At 68.1% G+C, this 24,983-nt stretch carries 24 protein-coding genes and 1 pseudogene; 18 read left to right on the forward strand and 7 right to left on the reverse strand.

The genetic code is table 11. The annotated features are described in order from the left end of the window. Positions 1-16: 16 nt before the first annotated feature. Entirely contained in the window at positions 17-274 is a 258-nt protein-coding gene (locus P5W99_RS23225; protein WP_421025730.1) for a CsbD family protein, read from the forward strand. 17 nt (positions 275-291) lie between these two features. On the opposite strand, the gene P5W99_RS23230 is transcribed toward P5W99_RS23225, so the two are convergent. From P5W99_RS23230 to P5W99_RS23245, 4 genes are all read right to left on the reverse strand, one after another. Then, positions 292-2,706, reverse strand: a complete 2,415-nt coding sequence (locus P5W99_RS23230; RefSeq protein ID WP_421025731.1) for a PAS domain S-box protein — start codon at positions 2,704-2,706, stop codon at positions 292-294. Between the two features lie 75 nt (positions 2,707-2,781). Continuing rightward, on the reverse strand, positions 2,782-4,143 hold the full coding sequence (locus tag P5W99_RS23235) for a cation:proton antiporter (protein WP_421025732.1): 1,362 nt from the start codon (positions 4,141-4,143) through the stop codon (positions 2,782-2,784). A gap of 115 nt (positions 4,144-4,258) precedes the next feature. Continuing rightward, complete coding sequence (locus tag P5W99_RS23240; RefSeq protein ID WP_421025733.1) at positions 4,259-4,420, reverse strand: DUF1328 family protein; 162 nt, start codon at positions 4,418-4,420, stop codon at positions 4,259-4,261. A 21-nt stretch (positions 4,421-4,441) separates the two neighbouring features. Next, the gene (locus tag P5W99_RS23245; RefSeq protein ID WP_421079605.1) at positions 4,442-4,630 is read right to left on the reverse strand and encodes a hypothetical protein; all 189 of its coding nucleotides are present in this window, start codon (positions 4,628-4,630) and stop codon (positions 4,442-4,444) included. A 140-nt stretch (positions 4,631-4,770) separates the two neighbouring features. Here P5W99_RS23245 and P5W99_RS23250 point away from each other — a divergent pair, with 140 nt between their 5' ends. From P5W99_RS23250 to P5W99_RS23260, 3 genes are all read left to right on the forward strand, one after another. After that, positions 4,771-6,009: a phosphatidylserine decarboxylase family protein gene (locus P5W99_RS23250; protein ID WP_421025734.1), complete on the forward strand. Its 1,239-nt coding sequence runs from the start codon at positions 4,771-4,773 to the stop codon at positions 6,007-6,009. Between the two features lie 128 nt (positions 6,010-6,137). Beyond that, positions 6,138-7,001 carry an SDR family oxidoreductase gene (locus P5W99_RS23255; RefSeq protein ID WP_421025735.1) on the forward strand — a complete coding sequence of 288 codons (864 nt, stop codon included), beginning with the start codon at positions 6,138-6,140 and terminating at the stop codon, positions 6,999-7,001. A 33-nt stretch (positions 7,002-7,034) separates the two neighbouring features. Continuing rightward, positions 7,035-7,523 (forward strand): CBS domain-containing protein, encoded by a 489-nt coding sequence (locus P5W99_RS23260; RefSeq protein ID WP_421025736.1) that lies wholly within the window; start codon positions 7,035-7,037, stop codon positions 7,521-7,523. Here P5W99_RS23260 and P5W99_RS23265 read toward each other — a convergent pair. Continuing rightward, the gene (locus P5W99_RS23265) at positions 7,478-9,685 is read right to left on the reverse strand and encodes an ABCB family ABC transporter ATP-binding protein/permease (protein WP_434663161.1); all 2,208 of its coding nucleotides are present in this window, start codon (positions 9,683-9,685) and stop codon (positions 7,478-7,480) included. The genes P5W99_RS23260 and P5W99_RS23265 overlap by 46 nt on opposite strands. A 313-nt stretch (positions 9,686-9,998) precedes the next feature. Here P5W99_RS23265 and P5W99_RS23270 point away from each other — a divergent pair. From P5W99_RS23270 to phaP, 14 genes and pseudogenes are all read left to right on the forward strand, one after another. Then, a pseudogene (locus P5W99_RS23270) lies at positions 9,999-11,289 on the forward strand (glycosyltransferase). 31 nt (positions 11,290-11,320) lie between these two features. After that, complete coding sequence (locus P5W99_RS23275) at positions 11,321-11,950, forward strand: D-glycero-alpha-D-manno-heptose-1,7-bisphosphate 7-phosphatase (RefSeq protein WP_421025739.1); 630 nt, start codon at positions 11,321-11,323, stop codon at positions 11,948-11,950. Then, the gene (locus P5W99_RS23280) at positions 11,947-13,170 is read left to right on the forward strand and encodes a glycosyltransferase family 9 protein (protein ID WP_434663164.1); all 1,224 of its coding nucleotides are present in this window, start codon (positions 11,947-11,949) and stop codon (positions 13,168-13,170) included. The genes P5W99_RS23275 and P5W99_RS23280 overlap by 4 nt, the downstream gene beginning before the upstream one ends. A gap of 41 nt (positions 13,171-13,211) precedes the next feature. Continuing rightward, positions 13,212-15,146, forward strand: coding sequence for a carbamoyltransferase family protein (locus P5W99_RS23285; protein ID WP_434663166.1), 1,935 nt, complete (start codon positions 13,212-13,214; stop codon positions 15,144-15,146). After that, positions 15,143-16,204, forward strand: a complete 1,062-nt coding sequence (locus P5W99_RS23290; RefSeq protein ID WP_421025742.1) for a glycosyltransferase family 2 protein — start codon at positions 15,143-15,145, stop codon at positions 16,202-16,204. Before P5W99_RS23285 ends, P5W99_RS23290 begins: the two co-directional genes overlap by 4 nt. Beyond that, a complete protein-coding gene (locus P5W99_RS23295) occupies positions 16,204-17,439 on the forward strand; it encodes a glycosyltransferase family 9 protein (RefSeq protein ID WP_421025743.1) in 1,236 nt (411 codons plus the stop codon). The genes P5W99_RS23290 and P5W99_RS23295 overlap by 1 nt, the downstream gene beginning before the upstream one ends. After that, positions 17,436-18,392 carry a glycosyltransferase family 4 protein gene (locus P5W99_RS23300; RefSeq protein WP_434664476.1) on the forward strand — a complete coding sequence of 319 codons (957 nt, stop codon included), beginning with the start codon at positions 17,436-17,438 and terminating at the stop codon, positions 18,390-18,392. Before P5W99_RS23295 ends, P5W99_RS23300 begins: the two co-directional genes overlap by 4 nt. A 43-nt stretch (positions 18,393-18,435) precedes the next feature. Continuing rightward, positions 18,436-19,494, forward strand: coding sequence for a UDP-glucuronic acid decarboxylase family protein (locus P5W99_RS23305; protein ID WP_421025744.1), 1,059 nt, complete (start codon positions 18,436-18,438; stop codon positions 19,492-19,494). Positions 19,495-19,551: 57 nt separating this feature from the next. Further along, positions 19,552-20,187, forward strand: a complete 636-nt coding sequence (locus P5W99_RS23310) for a UdgX family uracil-DNA binding protein (RefSeq protein ID WP_434663171.1) — start codon at positions 19,552-19,554, stop codon at positions 20,185-20,187. Between the two features lie 203 nt (positions 20,188-20,390). Then, positions 20,391-20,858: a DUF3005 domain-containing protein gene (locus P5W99_RS23315; protein ID WP_434663174.1), complete on the forward strand. Its 468-nt coding sequence runs from the start codon at positions 20,391-20,393 to the stop codon at positions 20,856-20,858. Next, entirely contained in the window at positions 20,855-21,115 is a 261-nt protein-coding gene (locus P5W99_RS23320) for a DUF1488 domain-containing protein (RefSeq protein ID WP_421025747.1), read from the forward strand. Before P5W99_RS23315 ends, P5W99_RS23320 begins: the two co-directional genes overlap by 4 nt. A gap of 482 nt (positions 21,116-21,597) precedes the next feature. Further along, on the forward strand, positions 21,598-22,131 hold the full coding sequence (locus P5W99_RS23325; RefSeq protein ID WP_421025748.1) for a hypothetical protein: 534 nt from the start codon (positions 21,598-21,600) through the stop codon (positions 22,129-22,131). 223 nt (positions 22,132-22,354) lie between these two features. Next, on the forward strand, positions 22,355-22,552 hold the full coding sequence (locus tag P5W99_RS23330; protein WP_421025749.1) for a hypothetical protein: 198 nt from the start codon (positions 22,355-22,357) through the stop codon (positions 22,550-22,552). Positions 22,553-22,617: 65 nt separating this feature from the next. Next, positions 22,618-23,178, forward strand: coding sequence for a TIGR01841 family phasin (gene phaP, locus P5W99_RS23335; protein WP_421025750.1), 561 nt, complete (start codon positions 22,618-22,620; stop codon positions 23,176-23,178). Between the two features lie 130 nt (positions 23,179-23,308). Here phaP and P5W99_RS23340 read toward each other — a convergent pair whose 3' ends face one another. Then, positions 23,309-23,464 carry a DUF3309 family protein gene (locus tag P5W99_RS23340; RefSeq protein ID WP_421025751.1) on the reverse strand — a complete coding sequence of 52 codons (156 nt, stop codon included), beginning with the start codon at positions 23,462-23,464 and terminating at the stop codon, positions 23,309-23,311. 139 nt (positions 23,465-23,603) lie between these two features. Beyond that, positions 23,604-24,824, reverse strand: a complete 1,221-nt coding sequence (locus tag P5W99_RS23345; protein WP_421025752.1) for an MFS transporter — start codon at positions 24,822-24,824, stop codon at positions 23,604-23,606. Positions 24,825-24,983 lie beyond the last annotated feature (159 nt).

The raw sequence follows: 24,983 nt of genomic DNA on the forward strand, positions 1-24,983 counted from the left end.
CCTCAGGAGCACGATCATGACAAGGACACACGCAAGCGACGCCGTTCATGAAGCGGCTGGCGAAGCGCAGGCGCTCGCCGGCGACCTGCTCGGCGACACCGACATGCAGACCGCCGGCCGCATCAAGGCACTGTGCGGGAAGTCGCAGCGGCTCGCGAGCAACGCGACGCTCGCCACCCGCGAGACCATCGTCGAAAATCCGCTCGCGGCACTGGGCGTGGCCGTTGGTCTCGGCATCGCATGCGGTGCCTGGTGGGCCGCAAGGCGCGAGTGAGTGCCTGATGCACGGCTTCAGGAATCGCGCGTCGCAGCGCGGATGCGTTCGATCAGCGCGCCGAGTTGAGATGCGGTAAACGGCTTGCGCAGGGCCGCGCACTCGAAGCCGGTTTCGTCCGCGGCAGGCGCTTCGTTACCCGAAGCAAATATCACGTTCAGCCATGGATACCGCTGCAGCGCGCCCCTTGCGAGGTCGACGCCCGAACCGCCCGGCAGGGCGATGTCGGTGATGAGCACCTGCACCGCCTGCTCTTCCAGGGCGCGCCGCGCCTCTTGCTCGTCGCCCGCCTGGCGCGCGTCGTAGCCCATTTGCGAAAGCAGTTCGCTCATGGCTTCACGAGAAGCGGCGTCGTCGTCGACCACCAGCACCGATAATGGCGCTGATGCCGGCGCTGATGAGGACGCCGATGTGGGCGCCGATGTGGGCGCCGATAAGGGCGCCGCGCCGGCGGACGCCTCCCCGCGCGCGGCGGCAGGCGCTTGCGCATCGCGCCGGCCCCCCAGCACACGCCGGATCTTGCCCGCGAGCTGCGCGCGGCCATACGGCTTGCTCAGCAGATTCACGCCCTCGTCGAGACGGCCGCCGTGGACGATGGCGTTTTCCACGTACCCGGAGGTGAAGAGCACCTCGAGGCCCGGCACCTCGCGCACCGCGATGCTGGCCAGCTCCGTGCTGCGCATCGGGCCCGGCATCACGACATCGGAAAACAGCAGATCGATTTTCGCGCCGCTCTTCACGATCGCCATGGCGCTTTGCGCATCGCCCGCCGTGAGCACGGTATAGCCGAGGTCGCCGAGCATCTCCGCAACGGCCGAGCGGATGCACTCGTCGTCCTCGACCACGAGGATGGTTTCCGTCCCGCCTTCGATGCGCGCGGGCGCCAGGGTCTCGATGTCCGCCACGTGCCCGCTCGACTTCGGCAGCCAGACCTTGACCGTCGTCCCGTGCCCGGACTCGCTGTAGATGCGCATGTCGCCGCCGCTTTGCTTGATGAAGCCGTAGGCCATGCTCAAGCCGAGTCCCGTGCCTTCGCCTTCGGCCTTGGTGCTGAAGTACGGCTCGAGCGCGCGATCGAGCACGGCGCGCGGCATGCCGGTGCCGGTATCGGTGATCGCAAGCAGCACGTAGCGGCCTTCGGCAAGATCGGCAGCGAATGCGCTGTCGTGGGCGTCGATCGTCGCGTTGGAGAGCGCCATCGTCAGCTTGCCGCCTTCAGGCATGGCGTCGCGCGCGTTGATGGCGAGATTGAGCACGACGCTCTCCAGTTGATTGGGATCGACGAGCGTATTCCAGAGATTGCCGGCGACGCTGATCCGCACTTCGATCAATTCCCCCAACGCTTGCCGCAGCATGTCCTCCATCTTGCCCAGCATGGCCGAGAGGTTCACCACGCGAGGCTGGAGCGGCTGGCGGCGGCCGAACGCGAGCAATTGCGAGGAGAGCAGCGCGCCGTGCTCCACGGCGTCGATGGCTCGCGAGAGCCGCTCGCGCGCCACGGGATCGTGCCCGTGGCGCCGTTCGAGCAATTCCAGATTCGCGCGCAGCACCTGCAGGACGTTGTTGAAATTGTGAGCCACGCCGCCGGTGAGCTTGCCGAGCGCCTCCATCTTCTGCGCTTGCAGCAGCGCGGCGCGCGCGTGCTCGAGCTGCTCCTGGGCGGCCTTGCGCTCGCTGACGTCGCGCGTGATCTTCGCATAGCCCACGAGCTGGCCGCACTCGTCGCGAATCGCGTCGATCACGACATTGGCCCAGAAGCGGCTGCCGTCCTTGCGCACGCGCCAGCCCTCGGTCTCGAAGCGCCCTTCCTGCGCGGCAATCCGCAAGCCGCGCTCCGGCAATCCCCGCTCGATATCCTCGGGCGTGTAAAAACGCCGAAAATGCGTGCCAATGACTTCGCTCGCCTCGTAGCCCTTGATCCGCGCCGCGCCCAGGTTCCAGTTCGTCACTTCGCCCCCGGGCGAGAGCATGAAGATCGAATAGTCCGTGACGCCCTGCACGAGCAGCCGGAACTTGCGCTCGTTCTCGCGCAGCGCATCGTAGGCGAGCCGCTTGGCGGTCTCGTCGCGCACGATCTTGGCGAATCCCGCGAAGGTGCCGTCCCGCGCATGCAATGGCGTAATCAGAATACTGGCCCAGAAGCGCGCGCCGTTCTGGCGGATGCGCCACGCCTCGGTGGCGAACTGGCCTTGGTCGCGCGCCCTTTGCAACGCCGCGGCGGGCAAGCCCGCCTCGCGATCTTCGCGCGGATAGAAAACCGAAAAGTGCTGCCCGAGGATTTCGGCCGCGCTATAGCCATTGATGCGCTCGGCCCCCGCGTTCCAGCTCGCGACTTCGCCGGTTTCCGTCAAGCGAAAAATCGCATACTCGCCGACGCGCGAAACCAGCTCTTTTTCCCAGCCGTCGTCCTGCCCGGGCCATACCTGATCCATGCGATCCTCCTGAATGAAGAGGCCTGAGCAATTGCCGTTCCACGCCCTCCCGCGCCGCGCCGCCGCCGCCGAAGGCTATCGCGCCTGCCCGGCGCGGCTGTGGCGCTGCGCTGCCGAACGTTGCGCGATCTCCTTGCGGCGCAGATAGCGGCCCAGCGCATAGCCCGCCGTGGAGCCATGCAGGATCACCGAAATCACGATCGCATCGAGCGCGGCGGGCAGCACCGCGCGCAGCGCATCGCCGGCCTGGCCGATCCCCCACAGCGCGTAGTAGAAGGCGCCTACGCCGCGTATGCCCATCCATGCCATGAGACGACGCTGCTGGCCGTCCGCGTGCGCGCCGGTCATGGCGAGAAGCACGGCCACCGGCCGCGCGACGAACACGAGCGCGAGCGCGCAGAGCACCGCATGCGGCGCGAGCATCGCGCGCCAGTGCGCAGACACCACGCAGCCGATGATCAGCAGAACGGAGCACTCGGCAAAGTGCTCGATCTCCCGCGTGAAGTCGGTCATGCCGGTGGCGAGCCAGGCGTGCGCGCGGCCGGGATCTTTCGCGACCTCGGTGCGCTCGCGCAGCTGCACGTTTTCGAGCGCCTGCGCGGGACGCTGCGCGCCGGTGGCGCGCAACTCCTCGTGACGCAGCGCGACGCCCGCGGCGAACACCGCCACGAAGGCGTAGGCGTGGAGCAGCAGCGCTACGCCATAGACCACCGACATGAGGCCGATCGCGATGAAGCCGTCGAGCCCCAGCGCCTCGCCGTATTGGGTCCGCAGATGCAGCACGAGCCGCACGCACAGCATGGCGAGGGCGACGCCGCTCAGCAGCGCGCCGGCCACGCCCCACACGAGCGAGCCGGCAAACGCCAAGGCGCTTTGGGTGCCGCTCGCCGGCACGCCGCACAACGCGAGGCCGAGCATGGCAAACGGCATGGCTGCGCCGTCGTTCAGGCCGCCCTCGCCCGACAGCGCGAAGCGCACGGGCTCGGCGTCGCCGGCTTCGTGCACGCGCAGTTCGTTGGCCAGCACCGGATCGGTGGGCGCGAGCACGGCGGCGAGGAACAGCGCGACGCCTGGCGGCAGGCCGGTGGCCCAGCCAAACGCGAACATCAGCGCCACCGTGAGCACCATGGCCGGCACGCCCAGCCGCAGCGGCAAACGCCATAGCGGGTCGCGCAGCGGCACGCGCAGATGCATCCCCACCGAGAACAGCGAAATGACGAGCCCGGCCTCGGCGATCACGGCGATCACGACGAGCGTGTGCGCGTCCCGCACGAGGTCGGCATGCACGAGGCCGAGGCAGCCCGGCCCCACGACCACGCCCACCGCGAGATAGATCATGGCGCCCGTGAGCGGCAGCCGTCCAATCGGGCCGCGCGCGAGCGCCACGAACATCAGCAGCACTCCGACGAGCAAGAACCACAGTGCTTGATCCGTCATCGGGCGGCGCCGGCCCCGCCTGGCTTGCCGGCTGGCGCGCCGGGGGCGGAACCGTCATGCAGGCGCGCCCGGGTCCAGCCGGGCGCGCCGCCGTGCACGAGATGGGTGTGCTTCATCAACGCCGCAAAGCGCCGAACAGCAGACTGACGATAAACAGGACAACGAAGACAAGGAACAGGATCTTGGCGATGCTCGCCGCGCCAGCAGCGATGCCGCCAAACCCGAAGATAGCCGCGATCACGGCAATGATGAAAAACACGACGGCGTAATAAAGCATTGTCGGCTCCTGAATGGCGCGTCACCCGGCGCGCTGGACGGCAACAAACGCCGCCAGGACGCACGAGCCCGCGCTCGACACGGTCACGCCTGCTCTCATGCAATGCCCGTGCCGGCCGCTGCCCGAAGACTCGCGCCGCTGCGCCAGCGCAGTCCCGCGCGCCACGCGCCGCACCGTGCCCGGCACGCCCGCAAGGCGCGTTTCAAGCATTACGCGTAATGGCTACAAATGGGGTCCGGCGCTTGCCTGCGTGCCGATTCTGGCCGGACGACGCGGATCCGCGTGCGCGCCGGCGTGGCATCGCTGTTGCTGCTCTGCGTCCGGGCCGAGACCACGAGGAGGAGTCCGCCATGAGCATGACGAACACGAAGCGCCGTCTGGGCAACTGGATGCCGCAAGAGGAGCAAGCTGCTGCACGAGCGCGCCTGCAAATCGCCGCCGCCGCGCGCGAACGCTCGCGCAGCGCACCGGCGGCCCCAGTCGTTCGCCAGCTTGCGGAACTCGTTCAGCGCGATGCCGTGCTGCGCATGAATCTCTCGCGAGCGATCGACGAAGCGCTGGCCAGGGGGTACGAGCTCGGCTACACCAATATCGACGAGTTGATGACCATCGTCGATTATCTGGCGAGCTATGCACCGCCCTTCGATGCGCAAGTGCCTTTGGCAACACCGCTGAACCTCTTGCTCGACTGGCCGATGTGCATGCCTTCCGGCTACGCCGTGTTTCGCGACCCCGCGTTCAACGCGCAGTTGCGGCACGTGCTCGAATGCTGGTGCGGCTTTCTTTCCGGGCCGCATTCGCGCACGCACCTCACGACCGACGCGCCGCACGGCTGGTTCTGCGACGCCGCGCAGCGCAAGATCGGCCTCGCCGACTACCGTTGCGACCGCTCCGAGCCCCATTGGGGATTCGCCTCGTGGAACGACTTCTTCACGCGCCGGCTGCGCGCGGGCGCGCGGCCCGTGGAGGAGCCCGCGAATCCGGCAGTGATCGTCAACGCGTGCGAAGCGTCGCCCTACGACGTGCGCGACAACTGCCGGCTGCGCGAGCGCTTCTGGATCAAGACGCAGCCGTATTCGCTGCGCGACATGCTCGCCGGCAGCGCAACGGAGATCGTGCAGCGCTTTTCGGAGGCTTGCGTGTATCAGGGCTATTTGAGCGCCTTCAACTATCACCGCTGGCACGCGCCGGTCTCCGGAACGATCGTGCAGGCCGGCAACGTGAGCGGCACCTACTACTCCGCGCTGGAAGCCGAAGGCGCCGATGCGCGCGGCCTCAACGATTCGCAGGGCTATACGACCGCCGTGGCGGCGCGCGCCGTGATCGTGATCGAAGCGGACGAGCCCGCCATCGGCATGGTCGCCTGCGTCTTCGTGGGCATGGCGGAGGTATCGTCGTGCCGCATCGTCGCCTCGACCGGACAGCATGTCGCCAAGGGCGACGAGCTCGGGTTCTTTCAATACGGCGGAAGTACTTACTGTCTGATCTTCCAGCCCGATGTGATTCGGGAGTTTTCGGTCAAGCCGCCGTACCGGGACGATGTCGCGCCCCTCAAAGTCAACGCGAGACTCGCGCTAGCCGGAGTCTGAGTCCGGCTAGCGCCGCATGTTCGTGCGCGGTGCATGAGGGCGTGTTGCGCGGCGTGTGTTGCGCAACGTTCGCGGCACGGCCCATGCAACCGCCTTGAACAACCCAACCCAATCCGCGAGGAAGCGCCATGTCCGAGAACCGCCCCACCCCGCCACTGCCCGGCCAGCAGCAAGACCGCACGCCGGGACGCACCGCCCCCATGCATCCGCAACCCGATCACGGCGAAAAGAGCTATCGCGGCTCGGACCGTCTCGCCGGCAAGGTCGCGCTCGTCACGGGCGGCGACAGCGGCATCGGCCGGGCAGTCTGCATTGCCTTTGCGCGCGAAGGCGCCGATGTCGCCATTGCCTATCTCGACGAACACGACGACGCCCAGGAAACCGCACGCTGGGTCGAGGACGCCGGACGGCGCTCGCTGCTGCTGCCCGGCGACGTGCGCGAGCGCGCCTGGTGCCGCGAGCTCGTGCGCACGACCGTGAGCACCTTCGGCAAGCTCGATGTGCTCGTGAACAACGCGGCGTACCAGATGACGCACGAATCGCCCGAATCGATCAGCGACGACGAATGGGACCGCACCTTCGATATCAACATCGGCGCGATGTTCCGCATTTCGCGCGAAGCGCTCGGGCACATGAAGGCCGGCGGCTCGATCATCAACACCGCCTCGATCAACGCCGACAAACCCAAGCCCACGCTGCTCGCCTACGCGGCCACCAAGGGTGCGATCCAGAATTTCACGGGCGGCCTCGCGCAGCTCGTGGCCGAACGCGGCGTTCGCGTGAACTGCGTGGCGCCAGGACCGATCTGGACGCCGCTGATTCCCTCGACCATGCCGCCGGAACAGGTGGGCGAATTCGGCGCGGCCACGCCGATGAAGCGCCCCGGACAGCCCGCCGAACTCGCGGGCGCCTATGTGCTGCTGGCCTCGTGCGAAGGCAGCTACATCTCGGGCGCGACGCTGGCCGTGACGGGCGGCACGCCGTTGATTTGAACGTTGATGCACGCGAGGCAAAAGGAGAACCGCATGAAGGAGCAAAAGATCACCCGGGTCCATGAAGTCATGTCGCGCCACGTCGTGAGCGTCGAACCCGAGACCACCATCCAGCGCGCCGCCGAGCTGATGGCGCAGCACGACATCGGCGCTCTGCCGGTCTGCAACGCGAAGCGCATCGTCGGCATGGTGACGGACCGCGACCTCGCCTTGCGCGCGCTCGGCGAAGGCCGCGCGCCCTTGGAGCCCATCGCGGGCGTGGCGACCTCGGGCGTCGAGTGGTGCTACGACGACGAGAATATCGACATCGTGCAGCGGCGCATGGCCGAAGCGCAGGTCCGGCGTCTGCCCGTCGTGAATCACGAGCGCGAGCTGGTGGGCGCGCTGTCGCTCGGCGACATCGCCACGCGCTGCGACGGCGCGCAGCGCGAGCGTCTTGCCAATACGCTCGAAGACATCTCGCAGCGGCGCATCGGCTATGACGGCGTCGATGCCGGGCCGGACGGCACCGATATCGCATAACGCACGTGATGAGGCGCGGGGTCGAGTGTCAAGCTCGCGCCCGCCTCGCGCAACAGCGCTTCGAGGTGCGCGAGCGCGGCGTCGTCGAGCGGCGCGGGCCGCGCGCCGCCCTCCACGCATAGCAGCACGGCGCCGTCGCGACGCCGCGCGCCGAGCTGCGTGACATGCGCGCCATGCGCCTCGCGCGCCTCGTTCGTCGCGAGCAGGGCGAGCGCCTGGTACAGGGCATCGCCGCTCACGGGGCTCACCGAGAAACCCGGCTGCGGCTGCGGCGCAAGCGCCACCGAGGTGCCCGCTTCGGACTCGCGTACGCGCGCTGCGACCCGCTCGAGCAGCGCCGTCACATCGAGCGGCGCCGCCGCGACGCGGCGCTCCGCCTGCTCGAGGTCGTCCTGCTGCCATTGCATCGCCCACATCTTCGCGTAGACGCCCTCGCGCGCGAGCAGCGCGTCGTGGCGGCCGCGCTCGACGATGCGGCCGTGCTCCATCACGAGAATCACGTCGGCATCGACGATGGTCGAGAGCCGGTGCGCGACCACGATGGTCGTGCGGCCGCGCGCAAGCCGCTTGAGTTCGTCCTGGATCGCGCGCTCGGAACGCGTGTCGAGCGCCGAGGTGGCCTCGTCGAATACCATCACGCGCGGGTTCTTGAGGATGGCGCGCGCAATCGCGATGCGCTGGCGCTCGCCGCCGGAAAGGCGCACGCCGCGCTCGCCCACGCGCGTGTCGTAGTGATCGGGCAGGCGCTCGATCAGCTCGTCGAGCTGGGCGGCCCGCGCGGCGCGCACGACATCGGCGCGCGTCGCATCGGGCCGGCCATAGGCGATGTTGTAGGCAATGGTTTCGTTGAACAGCACGGTGTCCTGCGGCACGATGCCGATGACCGCGTGCAGGCTCGCCAGCGTGCCATTCGCGATGTCCTGGCCGTCGAGCGTGATGGTGCCGCGCTGGGGCCGGTAAAAACGGAATAGCAGCTTGATCAAGGTCGATTTTCCCGACCCGCTGCCGCCCACCACGGCCACCTTCTGCCCCGGCGCCGCCGTGAACGCGAGGTCGTGCAGCACCGGGCGGCCGTCCTCGTAGCCGAAATCGACATGATGCAAGGCCAGCTCTCCCTCGCGCACCACGAGCGCACGCGCGCCCGGCAGGTCTTCGTCCTCGCCGGGCGTGCCGCGAACACTGAGGATCGCAAACAGCCGCTCGACGTCGACCAGCGCGTCGTTAGCCTCGCGAAAGACAAAGCCCAGCGTATTGAGCGGCGCACAGACCTGAATGATGTAGGCGTTCACGAGGATGAGATCGCCGATCGTCATGGTTGCCGTCGCCACGTGAAGGACCGAGATCAGCATGACGGCCCCGATGCCCGCCGCCACCACGCCGCTTTGGGCCACGTGCAGCGCGGTCAGCGCGCGCTGGTTCGCGAGCCGCGCCTGCACCCATTCGTCGAGCGCGCTCGCGAGCCGCGCCACCTCGTGCTGCCCGGTCGAAAAATATTTCACGGTGTCGTGATTGAGCAGGCTGTCCACGAGGCGGCCGTCCACGCGCGCCTCGAGCACGTTCACGGCACGCTGGAACAAGAGGCGCTTGCGCGTAAAGATTGCCGTGCAAAGCGCATAGCAGGCAAAAGTGCCGGCAATGGCGAGCAGGAATGCCCGGTCGTAATGACCGGCGACGATCGCCACCACGACGGCGATTTCGAAGAACGTCGGCAGCACCGAAAAAAGCGCGGTGCCTAACAGAAAGCCGACACCGTCCGCGCCCTTTTGCACGTCGCGCACGATTGCGCCGGTTTCGCGCTGCGCATGAAAGCGCGCGCCCAGCCGGTGCAAATGCGCGAACGTGCGCTCGCGCAGCGACGCCACCGCACGCTGCACCACGATGCTGAAGGCCACGTCGCGCGCCTCGCCGAGCGCGTCCGACACGAAACGCAGCAGTGCATAGGCGAGCGCGAGCAGCACCGGCGCCATCGCGAGCGAGCGTGCCTCCCCGAGCTGGTCGATCAGCTGCTTGAGGACGAGCGGCACCGCTACCGCGCCAAGCCGCGCCAGAATCATCAGGGCCGTCGCGGCCGCCGTCGCGCGCCGGTGCCGCCACAGCGCCGCGCCGAGCATGCGCGCGATACGCATGCGCACGGCGCGCCGGCCCGATGGTGGCTCGTTCATCGCTCACCTCCGTTCGCTTTTCACTCGCCTCTGGCTCATCGCGGCGTGCAAACCGCGGACCCGCATGCCACCGCGCGTCGATGCGGCGCACTTACATGCGCTTGTAAAACTCGCCATGCTTCGCGGCGCCGTGATGTCCCCAGCGGGCGAGACCCACCGCCATACGCCTGAACGTCGCGCAAACGCGCCCCGCCCCCGATATTTCGCACTCGAAACGTTGGCACAGCACGTGCATAGCGTGTTGCATCCGCTGCAACATTCGCGGCGCCGATCGACAGCGCGTCGTTCGCCCACTCCTAACGAAGGATGACTAATGAAAATCGCACTGGTCAGTGAACACGCGTCGCCTCTCGCGCTCGCAGGCGGCGTGGATGCCGGCGGACAGAACATTTACGTGGCGCATGTCGCGCGGCAGCTGCTGCGCGCCGGCCATCAGGTCGACGTGTTCACGCGACGCGACCGCGCGCTCCTGCCGCCCATCTCGCAGATGGACGGCGGGCGCGTCATTCATGTGCCAGTCGGACCCGCCATGCAGTTGCCCAAGGAAAAGCTGTTGCCTCACATGCCGGCGTTCGCGGCGTTTCTCCTCGATTTTTGCCGCAAGGAGCGCCAATGCTACGACGTCATTCACGCGAACTTCTTCATGTCGGGACTCGCCGCCCTGGCGGTCAAGGACGCGTTGAAGGTGCCGCTCGTGATGACCTTCCACGCGCTCGGGCGCGTGCGCCGTCTGCATCAGGGCGCGAGCGACGGCTTTCCCGACGCGCGTTTCGCCATCGAGGACGAACTCGTGCGCCGCGCCGACTGCGTGGTGGCGGAGTGCCCGGCGGACCGCGACGATCTCATCGAGCACTATCGCGCCGACCCGGCCCGCATCGCGGTCATCGCCTGCGGGTTCGATCCCGGCGAGTTTTCGCCGCTCGACCCCGCCGAGGCGCGCCGGCGCCTCGGCTGGACGCCCGACGAATTCGCCGTGCTGCAGCTCGGCCGCCTCGTCGAGCGCAAGGGCATCGACAACGTCGTGCAGGGCGTGGCCGCGCTCGAAGCGCGCCATGGCGTGCGCGCACAGCTCTACGTGGTGGGCGGCGATGCGCAAACGCCCAACGAAATCGCCACGCCCGAGATCGCGCGGCTACGCGACGTGGCGCGCCGCTGCGGCATCGAAGAGCGCGTGCGCTTCGTCGGCCGGCGCGAGCACGCGCAACTGCGCGACTTCTATTGCGCCGCCGACGTGTTCGTCACCACGCCCTGGTACGAGCCCTTCGGCATCACCCCGGTGGAAGCGATGGCCTGTGCGACGCCGGTGATCGGCGCGGAGGTGGGCGGCATCCGTCACACCGTGCGCCACGGCGAGACCGGCTGGCTCGTGCCGCCGCGCGATCCCGTGGCGCTCGCCGCGCGGCTGCGCGATATCCATGCCGATCCGGCCCAGGCGCGCACCATGGGCGAAGCGGGTCGCGCGCGCCCAGGCGCATTTCACGTGGCGGCGAATCGGCCAGCAGCTCGAGGCGCTTTACGCCCGGCTGGCCGGCGCGCCCGCGCAAGGCGAGCACGAGCGAATGGTTGCGAACGCGCGCGCGGCGAGCCTGCGCGCGTTCGGCTGAACGCCGGCTCGAACGTCAGGAGGAGACGCCCATGCAAGCCCGCTCACGTCATCCGCTGCGGCCCGCCGTCTTTCTCGACAAGGACGGCCCGCTGCTCGAAAACGTGCCTTACAACGTCGATCCGAAACAGATGCGCTTCGCACCCGGCGCGGCCGAGGCGCTCGCCCTCTTCGGCCGCACGCGCTTGCGCCTGATCGTCGTGAGCAACCAGCGCGGGGTCGCGCTCGGGCATTTCCCGCGTGCGGCGCTGCTGCGCGTGGAAACGCATCTGCGCCGCATGTTCGCCAGCTGCGGGGCGGTGCTGGACGCCGCCTATTGGTGCCCGCACGATCCGGCGGGCAGCGTCGCGCCTTACGCGTGCCGCTGCGATTGCCACAAGCCCGAGCCCGGACTGCTGCTGCGCGCGAGCAGCGAGTACCGTATCGACCTCGAACGCAGCTGGATGATCGGCGACATTCTCGACGACGTGGAAGCGGGAAACCGCGCCGGCTGCCGCGCCATCCTCGCCGATTGCGGCAACGAGACCCAATGGCTGAGTGCGCCCGAGCGGCAGCCCTTCGCGATCGTCAAGAACCTGCACGAGGCGGCGCGGATCATCGTCGAGCGCCATGTCCGCGAAACCGGCTACGCGCGCGACCCGCAACCGGCGGCTCAGCCATGAACGGCGCCGCTTTCGCCATTGCGCCGCGCGAAGCCCACGCCCGCGCCCCGCGCGCGCGCTCCACCTGCGCGCCGTGGCTCGACGAGGTCAAGCGCATTCTCGCCGTGCGGCTCGATCATCTCGGCGACGTACTGATGACCACGCCCGCGCTGCGCGCATTGCGCGACAGCGCCAGCGCGCGGCACATCACGCTGCTTGCGTCGCCGGCGGGCGCCGCCATCGCGCGCCATCTGCCCGACGTGGACGAGGTGATCGAATACGACGCGCCGTGGACGAACGGTGAACGCATCACGACCGGGGCCGGCGCCATCGACGACGCCCTGCTCGCGCGGCTGCGCGCGGGCCGCTTCGACGCGGCGGCCATCTTCACGGTCTACAGCCAGAATCCACTGCCGGCCGCGACCCTGTGCTTTCTCGCCGGCATCGAGCGCCGCCTTGCACACTGCCGCGAGAATCCCTACGCGCTGCTGACCCACTGGCTGCCCGAGCGCGAGCCGCACGCCGGCGTGCGCCACGAGGTCGAGCGCCAGCTCGCGCTGGTGCGCAGCGTGGGCGCCGAAAGCGACGACGCGCGCATGCGCGTGCGCGTGGATGCCGGCGCGCGCGCCACGCTCGCCCGCAAGCTGCGCGAGCGCGGCGTGGATCCGGCGCGGCGCTGGATCGTCGTGCATCCGGGCGCGAGCGCTGCATCGCGCCGCTATCCCGCCGCGCTGCATGCCGAGGCGATCGACCTGCTCGCGCCGTTCATTAGCGATCCTGTTTTGTTGACCGGCAGCGCGGCAGACGCGGCACTGACGCGCGACGTCGCCAGCTTCGTGCAACCCGCGGCGCAGCTGCGGCTCGTGGATCTCGCGGGCGCGCTCACGCTCGGCGAGTTCATTGCGCTGCTCGACTCGGCGTCGCTGCTGATCGCCAACAACAGCGGGCCCGTGCATCTGGCCGCCGCGCTCGGCAAGCCAGTCGTCGATCTCTACGCGCTCACGAATCCGCAGCACACACCGTGGATGACGCCTCACCGCGTGCTCTATCACGACGTGCCGTGCCGCTGGTGCTATCGCGGCGACTGCCCCGAGGGCCATCACGCGTGCCTGCGCGGCGTGCCGCCGTGCGAGGTCGCACAGGCCGCGCGCGAGCTGCTCGGGCACGCGGCGGCCGCGCCGCCTGGGCCACCCCAACCGCTTGCACCGATCATGCCGATCATGCCGATCACGCCGAGCTAGCCGAGCTAGCCAACCCGCCGATTCCGCCAAGGGAGCCCCTCATGTACACACTGGGAATCAACGCCGTCTATCACGACAGCGCCGCCGCTCTGGTGCGCGATGGCGTCGTGATTGCCGCCGCCGAGGACGAGCGCTTCACGCACGTCAAGCATGCCAAGCGCCCGGTGCCGTTCTCGACATGGCAACTGCCGTTCGACGCCATCGACGCGTGCCTGAAAGAGGCCGGCATCCTGCTCGCCGACGTCGATCACGTGGCGTACTCGTACGACCCCGCATGCTTTCCGGACATGTCCGGAAATCGGCCCCAGCCCGACACCCGTCCCGACACCATCGCGCTGCCGCTCGACCCGGCGCGCGCGCGCGTCGGGCCGCACGCCTCGCCCTGGGACCCGCTCCTGTTCGCCTACGTGGTGAACGCCAAAGCGCAGCTGCTCGACGGCGCGCCCCATCATCTGCGCAAGCGTTTTGCCGGCGTGGACCGCGAGCACGGCTTCGCCTGGCACAATGTCGAGCACCATCTCGCCCACGAGGCCAGCGCCTTTCTCGCGTGCCCCTTCGACGACACCGCGGTGCTCACCATGGACGGCCGCGGCGAACGCGTGACCACCAGCCTCGGCGAATTCCGCAACGGCGTCTACAAGCGCCTGAGCCAGGTCGAGCTGCCGCATTCGCTCGGCTTGCTCTACGAAGCGGTCACGGGCTGGCTGGGCTTTCTGCACTCCTCGGACGAGTACAAGGTCATGGCGCTCGCTTCGTTCGGCGAGCCGCGCTATCTCGACGACTTCCGCGAAATCCTCCAGTACTGCGGCGGCGGCCGCTACACAGTGGCCGAGCCGCGCCTCGTCGAGCGCTTCGGCGCGCCGCGCGAGCGCGGCGGCCCGCTGGAGCCGCGCCATTTCGACATTGCGGCGTCGCTGCAGCGCGCGCTCGAGGAGACCGTGCTGAAGATGGCGCAATGGCTGCGCAGCGCGACCGAGCTTCCCGCGCTCTCGATGGCGGGCGGCGTGGCGCTCAATTGCGTGATGAATTCGGTGCTGCGCGATCGCGGCCCGTTCGACGATGTCTGGGTGCAGCCCGCCGCCGGCGACGCGGGCACCGCCCTCGGCGCGGCGCTATGGACCGACTACCGGCTGCGCAGCGAAGCCTCGCAGGCCGCGGGCGGCCCGCCCGCCGAACGGCGCTGGCAAATGGACCATGCGTATCTGGGCCCATCGTTCGACGACCGAAGCATCGAGGACTTCCTGCGCTGGTCGAAAGCGCCCTACCGGCGCCTCGAAAACGTCGCCGAGGAAGCCGCCGAACTGCTCGCCGACGGCAAGGTGATCGGCTGGTACCAGGGCCGCTCGGAATTCGGCCCGCGCGCGCTGGGCGCGCGCTCGATTCTGGCCTCGCCGGTGGACGCCGCCATGCAGGCGAAGCTCAACGAGATCAAGGACCGCGAGGACTTCCGGCCGGTGGCGCCGGTCGTGCTCGAAGAATGCGCCGGCCAGTGGTTCGTGGGCGCGCGGCGCGCGCCGTTCATGCTGTTCATCTTCGACGTGCAGCCCGACAAGGCGTGGCGTATTCCCGCCGTGCGTCACGTGGACGGCACCGCGCGCGTGCAGACCGTGAACCGCGATCAACACGCGCTCTATTACGACCTGATCGCGGCCTTCGGCAAACGCACCGGCGTGCCGGTGCTCGTCAATACCTCGTTCAACACGCGCGGCGAGCCGATGGTGAACACCCCGCGCGATGCGCTCGAATCGTTCTGGACTTCGCCGCTCGACGCGCTCGTGATCGGGCCGTTTCTCGTGCTCAAGGACGATGGCCGCACCGGGACGCTTGCCGGTTCGGAAACGGCGGCGCGGGGCGATTCGCAAACGGCGGCACGAACGGCAGGGCAAACCGACTCGCATGCCGCGACGCATGCCGCTTCACAAAACGCTTCACAAACCGCACAACAGCCCGCGGCGCAAACCGGGGACCGGCCATGAAGCCCGACGATATCGAGTTGCGCGAATCGCGCAGCATCGGTGCGCCGGAGCCGGGGTTCGGCGGCTATCCCGGCGCGCTGCTCGCGCATGTGCGCATCTCGGTGGTGGTGCCGACGTACCGCCGCCCGGAGCTGCTCGAACGGTGCCTCGGCGCGCTGTGCGCCCAGGACCTCGAGCCCGCCGACTACGAGATCATCGTCTGCGACGATGGCCCCGAAGCGGCCACGCGCGCATCGGTCGAGCGCACCGCCGCGCTCCATGCGCGGCGCGGCCTCGCGATCCGCTACGTGCCCGTGCATGAAACCCAAGGTCCGGCCGCCGCGCGCAATGCGGGATGGCGCGCGGCGCGTGCGCCCTGCCTCGCCTTCACCGACGACGACACGCTGCCCCAGCCGTGCTGGCTGCGCGCCGGTCTTGCCGCGCTAGAACATGCACCGGCGGCGGCGGGCCGCATCGTCGTGCCGCTCGACGCCGCGCCCAGCGACTACGAGCGCGACGCGAGCGGCCTCGCGCAGGCCGAATTCGCGACCGCCAACGCATTCGTGCGGCACGAGGCGCTGGCCGCGCTCGGCGGCTTCGACGAACGCTTCACGAGCGCGTGGCGCGAAGACTCCGACCTGCACTTCGCGCTGCTGCGCGCCGGCGCGCGGATCGCGCGCGCCGAAGACGCCGTGGTCGTGCATCCCGTGCGCCCCGCGCGCTGGGGCGCGAGTCTCGCGCAACAGCGCAAGAGCCGCTTCGAGGCGCTGCTGTTCCGCAAGCATCCCGCGCTCTATCGCGAGCGCATCGGCGCGTGGCCCCCGTTGCTGTACTACGCGGTGCTGGCTTGCGTACTCGCGCTGCTGGCCTCGCTCGCAGCGGGCGCGCACCATGCCGCGCTCGCCAGCCTGGCCGCGTGGCTCGGGCTCACCGGTGCGTTTTGCGCGCGCCGCCTGCGCACGACGCGCCGCGACCCGGGACATGTGCTGGAAATGATCTGGACGTCGTTATGGATTCCTTTCTTTTCCATCTACTGGCGGCTCCACGGGGCCGTCCGCTACCGCACATGGTTTCTCTGATGGCGAACTTCATCGATACGCTGCGCCCCCGCCGCATTGTCGTCTTTCGCGCCTTGCAGCTTGGCGACATGCTCTGCTGCGTGCCCGCGCTGCGTGCCTTGCGCGCGGCCTGTCCGCATGCGCACATCGCACTGGTCGGCTTGCCCTGGGCGCAGACGTTCGTCGCGCGCTATCCGATGCTGATCGACGAGTTCATCGCCTTTCCGGGGGCGCGCGGCTTTCCCGAGCAGTCCGAAGAAGAACGCGAGCTGCCGGCGTTCTGTGATGCCATGGGGGCGCGCAATGCCGATCTGGCAATCCAGCTGCATGGCAGCGGCGGCGTGGCGAACGCGCTCGTGCGCGCCTTCGGCGCCCGCGCGCTGGCCGGCTTCAGCCAACCCGGCGAAACCCCGCCGCCGGGCTGCTTTCTGCCCTGGCCGGACGTCCTGCCCGAGCCGCAGCGCTATCTCGCGCTGCTGCATGCAGCGGGCGTGAGGGGACCTGCGTTGCGCGACGACACGCTCTGGTTCCCCCTCCGCAGCGAAGACCACGACGCCTGTGCCGCCATCATGAGCCGCTACCGGCTCGATCCCGCGCGCCTCGTGCTCGTTCATCCCGGTGCGCAGCTGCCTTCGCGGCGCTGGCCCGCCGAACGCTTCGCCGAGGTAGCCGATGCACTCGCGCTCGAAGGCTGGCAGATCGCCGTGACCGGCACCCAGCGCGAGCGCCCGCTCACCGCGAGCGTGCTGGGCGCGATGACGCAAACCGCGCAGCATCTCGCCGGCGAGACCACGCTCGGCGCGCTCGCCGCGCTCGTGGGTCTCGCGCGGCTGGTGGTATGCAACGACACCGGCATCTCGCACGTGGCAGCGGCCATGCGCACGCCCAGCGTGGTGATCGCGTCGGGCAGCGACACGCGGCGCTGGGCGCCGCTCGACCACGCGCTTCACCGCGTGATCGCCGACTGGCCCGCCTGCCGGCCCTGCATGTTCCATAGCTGCCCCTACGGCCACCCCTGCGCGCTCAATGTCGCGAGCAGCGAGGTCACGGCCATCGCATTCGCGCAACTGAGCATGCCGGCGCGCGATCCCGTGGACGCTGCTGCGCAACGCGTGGGCGAATGCGGCAGCCCGCGCAGTGCGAACGCCCGCGCGAATGCGAATGCGAGCGAGAGCGCGAGTTCAGCCAGCGGCGCGAACGCGCCACCGCGCCAGGCTGCAAGGCCGCTGCGCGAGAGGAGCGCCCCGTCATGCTGATGCATCGAACGAAACCGCTGCGCGTGCTCACGTGGCACGTGCATGGCAATTACCTCTACTACCTCACGCAGGCGCCCCACGAATTCCACGTGGTCACGAAGCCCGGCCGGCCGCCGGGCTACGCAGGCCGCTCGGGCGTGCTGCCGTGGGGCAACAATGTCCGCGAAGTGAGCGCCGAAGACGTGGCCTCGAGCGAATTCGACGTGATCGTCTACCAGCAGCGCAGCCACTGGGAGACGGATCGCCTGAACCTGCTCAGCGAGGCGCAGCGGCGCTTGCCGCAGGTCTATATCGAGCACGATCCGCCGCAGGAAGCGCCGTTCGCGCAACGCCACTGGGTGGACGATCCCAACGCGCTGCTCGTGCACGTGACCGCGTTCAACCAGCTGATGTGGGACAGCGGCGCGACACCCACGCGCGTGATCGAGCACGGCGTGCTCGTGCCGGAGCACGCGCGCTACACGGGCGGGACGCCGCGCGGCATCGTGGTCGTCAACCATCTGCGCGAGCGCGGCCGGCGCCTCGGCGCGGACATCTTCGACACGGTGCGCCGCGAAGTTCCCCTCGACCTGGCCGGCATGGATGCGCGCAGCCTCGGCGGCCTCGGCGAAATCGCCAATCCGGAGTTGCCCGGCTTCATGGCGCGCTACCGCTTCTTTTTCAACCCGATCCGCTGGACCAGTCTCGGGCTCGCGATCGTCGAGGCCATGACGGTGGGACTGCCCATCGTCGGACTCGCCACGACGGAGCTGGCAAGCGTGATCCGCGACGGCGAGAACGGCTTCGTCGACACCCGCACGGCGCGCCTCGTCCAGTGCATGCGGACCCTCATCGACGACCCCGCGCTGGCCCGCCAACTGGGCGACGCCGCGCGCCGCACCGCGCGCGAGCGCTTTGGCATCGCGCGCTTCGCCCGCGACTGGGATCTGGCGCTGCGCGAAGTCGCGGCATGAAGCACGCGCGCCGGCAAACCGGCAAACCGTCAAAGGAGCCGACATGGCAAAGGAACTGAGCAGCAAACGCATTCTGGTGACCGGCGGCGCGGGCTTTCTGGGCTCGCATCTATGCGAGCGTCTGGTTGCCCAGGGGCACGACGTGCTGTGCGTCGACAACTTCTACACCGGTTCGAAGCGCAACGTCGCCCATCTGCTCGACAACGCGAACTTCGAAGTCATGCGCCACGACGTGACGTTTCCGCTCTACGTGGAAGTGGATGAAATCTACAACCTCGCTTGCCCGGCCTCGCCGATCCACTACCAGCACGACCCGGTGCAGACCACCAAGACCAGCGTGCATGGCGCGATCAACATGCTGGGACTCGCCAGGCGCCTGCACGCGAAACTGCTGCAGGCTTCCACGAGCGAAGTCTATGGCGACGCGCGCCGGCATCCGCAGACCGAGGACTACTGGGGGCACGTGAATCCGGTTGGACCGCGCGCGTGCTACGACGAAGGCAAGCGTTGCGCCGAAACGCTGTGCATGGATTACCGCCGCCAGCACGGGCTCGACGTGCGCATCGCGAGAATCTTCAATACGTATGGGCCGCGAATGCATCCGCGCGATGGCCGCGTGATCTCGAACTTCGTGATGCAGGCGCTCGCGGGCGAGGCGCTGAGCGTCTACGGAACCGGATCGCAGACGCGCTGCTTCTGCTACGTGGAGGATCTCCTCGACGGGCTGATGCGATTGATGGAGCTAGAAACGGCGCCCGACGGCCCCATCAACCTTGGCAATCCTGACGAAATTTCGATGATCGATACGGCGCGCCGCGTCATCGCGCTCGCGCACTCGGACTCGAGCATCGCGTTCAAGCCCTTGCCGCTCGACGACCCTTGCCATCGCCGCCCGTCGATCGACAAGGCGCGTGCAGTGCTCGGCTGGCAGCCGCATACCACGCTCGACGCGGGCCTGAACGCGACCATCGCGTATTTCCGCCGCCTCGCCGATAGCGCGGCCCCGCCCTGCGAGCGCAGGACAGCCGCTTCCGTTCCGGCTTCCGTTCCCGTTTCAGCGCCAGTTTCAGCGGCCGTTTCAACGCCCGTTTCGCTCCGATGAACACGGCAAGCGATGCGCCACCCACTGCCGTCCTGAATCGATACGGAGTCCCCTTCGATGACGAGAACCACGCCGCCGTCACGCATGCGACGCGCCGATGAGGTCGATCCGCACCAGCAGCCGGCCTCGCTCGACGAGTGCCGGCGCTGCGGGCTCTGGCGCGACGCAACCCAGCCCGTGCCCGGCGCGGGCGGCAGTCCGGCCACCCTGATGCTCGTGGGCGAGCAGCCCGGCGACAAGGAAGACCAGGCCGGCCTGCCCTTCGTCGGTCCGGCGGGGCAATTGCTCGATGCCGTGCTGAAAGCGGCGAACATCGGCCGCGAGACGGTGTACGTGACCAATGCGGTCAAGCATTTCAAGTGGGAGCTGCGCGGCAAGCGCCGCTTGCACAAGACGCCGGCGCAGCGCGAAGTCGAGGCCTGCGCATACTGGCTCGAGCGCGAACTCGCGCGCGTCAGGCCAAAAGTGGTCGTCGCGCTCGGCGCCACCGCGTTGCGCACGATTCTCCACGATCCGCACGCGCGCCTGAACACGCATATGGAGCACACGGCGCACGTTGGCGAGTTTGCCGTGCTGGCCACGTGGCACCCGTCGTACGTGCTGCGCGCGCCGACTCCCGACGCGAGGGAGCGCGCGCGTGAACAAATGGTGCAAGCGCTGCGCCGGGCCCGCGCGCTCCTCGGCCGCGGCTAGCGCAGCCGCGCCTTCGACGCGGGCAGCCGATGCGCACAGCAGGCGTGCCGTCCGCGAAGCGTCGCGAGGATCGAAAAGCGCCGCTCCCCTTGGCGAAAGAGGTCCTGCGAGCGGTCACCGCCGGTCGGGCACGCGCCCCGCGAAAAACGCGGAACGCGCGATGCGGCAACCTCAGCACCCCATTTTCAACCCAGGAGGCCCGCATGCCACGCACCATACAACTTCCGAAGCAAGACATGGCTGAGCGCATGCCTGCGCAGACGCCCGAGGAACGCGCGTCCGACCCCGTGGCCGACGCCAGCCGCAGAATCCGCAGCGTGGAGGTGGCCGGCACCGCCGCGAGCGGCACGACCGTCGATGCCGATGGCAAGACGCTCGAAGCACGACGCAACGTACAGGGTCGCAGGGACAACATCATTACCTCCAACGCGACACTGGAAAATCACGTGGCGGTTCAGGCGGACGGGCTAGGCGGTTTCGACAGCCGCACCGTGGGCCCCGTGCCGCGTATCGGCACCTTGCCTGGCTATCGCGTCGAGATACGCGGCCACGTGCACGTTCCCGACCCCAACGGCGGGCATACCGATGTCATCGTGAGCCTGGAGCCGCAAAGCCCGCAAAACCCGCAAAGCGCGATTCACGCGCGCAAAAACCACGGAGGATCGCAATGAAGATCGAATTCACGAATCGCCGTCATGCCGTATCGGCTTCGCGGGTTGCATTCGAGGCGGTAGTGGACGGCCGCGCCGTATGGTGCAGCGTGTCGCTCGATGCGCTCAACGACCGCTTCGGCAACTCGGACGTTTCGGCGCATGCGCTGGTGAGCGCCTTCGACGCCAATCGGCCGAGGATCGAGCGAGCGACACGTGAGGTGCTCGAGAAAAACCACGCTCAGTCGGTGGAGCTGGAGACGCGCGATTTCAAGTAGCCGCGAAGCGATACCACTTTCGTCATACCAGGGCAGAGCCAAGCTGCTTTTCCGCCCTGGCCATGGCCGGCAAGCGATGTTCGAAATCTGATCGTTACGGACAACGCCTGTCGCGATGCCGGCTTCTATACTGCACTCGTCTTGCTGCACTCGTCTTGCTGCACTCGTCTGCTGTTGCAGAGGTCTATCGTCGGAGCGTTCCCATGTTCAATGCAATGCGCCGGGGTAACCTCGGGCCGCTGCCATGTCCCTCGTGTGGGACCCCTTTCGATGAGTCCACGGATTGCTGCCCTGTGTGTGGCGCGAGCCCGCTCGACGCGAGCTTGCGCGAAGCCGCCGCGTATCGTTCGGCAACGCCCTATTACGCGTTTACATGTGCGTTGGCGTTTGCGCTCCTGTTCACCGCCTTGGGGCTTTCGCTTCGCCATCGACACGAACGGGCTCTCGAAATTGCGGCAGCACCGCTAGCCACGGAGCCGCGCGTGTTCGCCGTTGCGGCGCCCGGCACATCGAACGGCACGGAATACGCCATGCCCGCGTCGGTACTGCACGACCGTCCCGTAACGGAATCATTCGATGCCGCCCATGCGGGCGGCATCGAGCATTCCGCCGGCTCGCGAGCCGAGCTCACCGTGACGCGCAAGGCTCAAACAGGCTCGCACCTGCGCCTCGCCGACAGTCTTCGCCACGGGCATCTCAATCTCGCGAGGAACAACCTTTGGGCGGCGCGCAAGAACATCGCCGCAGCGCTTGCCGTGCAGCCCGGCAATCACGAAGCGCAGCAGATGCGGGCAGATCTCGTTTCGAGGGAACATGAGCGCGCCTACCTGCTCGCCTATGCCCGGCTGTGCGCCCGCGATGGACAGTGGGGCTGCGCGAGGGATAACGCGGCCTACGCGCTGGGCGTCGATGCATCGAGCCGTGCCGCACGTCGACTACTCTCGCGAGCGAACGCCGCCCAGCAGGCGGGTTTCATCAACACTGATGAGTCCGATGCAAGGGGCATCGTTCGATGAGCGGCCCGCCGCAAGATCGTGAACGGTGGGGTGTCCGTAAAGATCGCTATACGGGCGTTTTGCAGCAGCGAATGCCATTGCATAATGCTCCTCCCTGATCATGATTCCTCGACGCCCCTATCGAATTCACGAACCCGGATTCCGTTACCGATCGTTCGTGATGTTTTTGCAGTGAGCTATTACCAGGATTGAAAAAAAACCAGTCCGAATATTGGAGACAGACATGCTCAGCCCCCACGAATTCGCTACTCTCATGCTAGTCAAGGATTCACCGGACCAGATCGATCTCGGCCGTGAGGATCTGAACGCCTTGCTCGAACGCCAACTCGTCGCAATGGAGCAACTGGCCTCGGGCATCCATCGGCTTTGGCTGACCAACGACGGAGACTCGCTGCTTCAGTCCATGCGACCAGAACACTGAGCGCTCTCCCGCACACGTTTTCACGTTCCTGCCCCCCGCATGCCTTCCCCGAAAGGAGTCTCATCATGCAAGTCCAGGAGTTGGTTTCCAACATGCAGCAATCCCGGGTCGAAATGTTCATCGAACTCGGCAACGCGTTCGCCGACGGCATCGACAAGCTAGTACACCTGAACATGCAGGCGACCCGCTCCCTGCTCTGCGCCACGCACGACTTCTCGCAGCAGGCGATGTCCACCAAGGAGCCGTCCGAATGGATGACGCTGCAGGACACTTTCGCCGCCCCTGCTGCGCGGCAGGTGCAGGACTATAACCGCCAGTGGCTCGATATTGCGGCCGCAACGCAAGGCATCTATGCGCGCTGCGCGCAGGCACAACTGGAGGAATACGGCGAGCGGACGCGAACATGGCTGCAATACTTCGCGCAAAGCGCTCCGCAGGGCTCAGGGCCCATCGTGGCAGCGCTCGATTCGGCCATCACCGCCGTCAACGGGCTCTACGGGTCGCTGCAGCAAACCGGACAGCAGGCGCTCGAGGCCGCACGCACTAACGTCGACATGGCCACAACCGCAGCGGCGAAGTCGGCCAGGCGCACGGCAGAGCTGACGGACCAGGCAACGAAGCGTTGACAACCTGCCCGGCGGCCTTGATCCGGTCTAGCCGCTTGTCCGCCGGCGATTTCCATCCTGTTGCCAGGGCGTGGTCCAGAAGGCGTCAGCCCGCCGGACACGCATGCCATGAAATGCGGTTCCGGTGAGGCTAGATCGTTCCCGTCAGCACGAGCACCAGCACAACGACGAGTACGATTCCCAACGTGCCGGATGGCGCATAGCCCCACGAGCGGCTATAAGGCCATGCAGGAAACGCGCCGACCAGCAACAGAATGACGAGTACCAGAAGCAAGGTGCTGAGCATAATGCCTCCGCGATCTATCGAATGATGACACCCCAATGCGAGCAACTCGGGTGCCCAATAATCGGGGACGCGTCGCACGCCTTGCTGCACGGCGCCGCTTCGTTTTCGCGGATCGTTATCCTTACCGTATAGCGCCGCATTATCGGGAACGGCGCTGACGCGCACCAACGGCAAGCGCAGCCAAAGCAAGCACGGCGGCGAAGGCCGCGAACGCCACATTGGCCCACAGCGGCCCGATGCGGAGGGCGAACAACGAAATGCAGACGACCGGCAACGCGTTGCCGCTGTAGCAGCACAACAACCATGCGGCCAGCAGCCCCGCGCGCTGGCTCGCGGGCGCGATCAGATTGGCTTGCTGCAGGCTGCCGCGAAAGCCAAGCGCCGTGGCTACGCCACACAGCGCGGTCGCGGCGACCAGCAGCGCGAGCGATGCGGCCGCCTGCGCCCACAGCAGCATGGCGAGGCTCGGCAGCAGCAGCCACAAACCGGCGGACATGGCGACATGCGCGGCGAATCGCGGCGCCAGCACGACGGTCAGCGCACCCGCGGCGAAGAGCTCGGCGATCACCAGCCCGCTCCACGCCGGGCTGCCCAGATGCAGGTCGCGCGCGAGCAGATTGGGCAGCAGCGCGGCGTAGAAGCCGAGCAGCGCGAAGGTGGCGAACGCGGTAACGGCCGGCGCGACGAACGCCCCCCACAATGCTCGCGGCACGGCGATCCGTGGCTTGAGCGCAGCCGGCGAAGCCCCTTGCAATGCGCGCTCATGCTTGCGCTGCACGGTTTCGCACGCGTGCGCCACCCAGGCCCCCATGCCGGCGAGCGCGAGCAGGTAGACCACGAACACCGTGTGAAGCGGCCAGGGAGCAAAGCGCGCGAGCAATCCCGATATCAGCACGCCTGCCGCGAGGCCCGCCAGATTGACCGCTGCGGCAAGCCGGCTCGCGCCGGCCTTGTCGGCGGAAGGATGCAGCTCGGCGATCCATGCCGTCGCGGTGGCCGCGCCCACGCCAATGCCGAGTCCGCTTGCTGCGCGCGCAACGAACAGCAGCACCGGATCCACGGCGCACAGGAACAGCACCGTGCTGAGCCCCGCCATCGCAAGGACGGCCAGGCTCACGCGACGGCGCCCGGCCTGGTCGGACACGCCGCCGAAGAACAGCAACGCGCCCAGGTTGCCGATCACGTAGGTCGCGTAGATGAGCGTGGCGGTCAGGTCGGCGAGACCGAACGCGCGCTGATAAAGCGGATAGAGCGGCGTGACGAGCGTGCTCCCCGCGTAGAGCACGCCCAGCAGCGCGGCCGCCACGACAAGCGAGGCGCGACGCTCCAGCGTCGCCCGATAGTGCAGGCGCATCAGCATCGGCCTCTCCCAGAATGCCCCGCCGTGCTGTTGCGCAAGGACTGTTCCGCTGCAACGCTCCGGTCGTGCCGTTCATGCACGGGCTTCATCAGGTATGCCAGGAAAAAACAGGCGTCGCGACGCAGTTCGTCGAGCCTTCCGCGAGCCGCTTCAAGCATT

It is taken from the genome of Paraburkholderia sp. A3BS-1L (assembly GCF_051125215.1).
GTDB lineage: Bacteria > Pseudomonadota > Gammaproteobacteria > Burkholderiales > Burkholderiaceae > Paraburkholderia.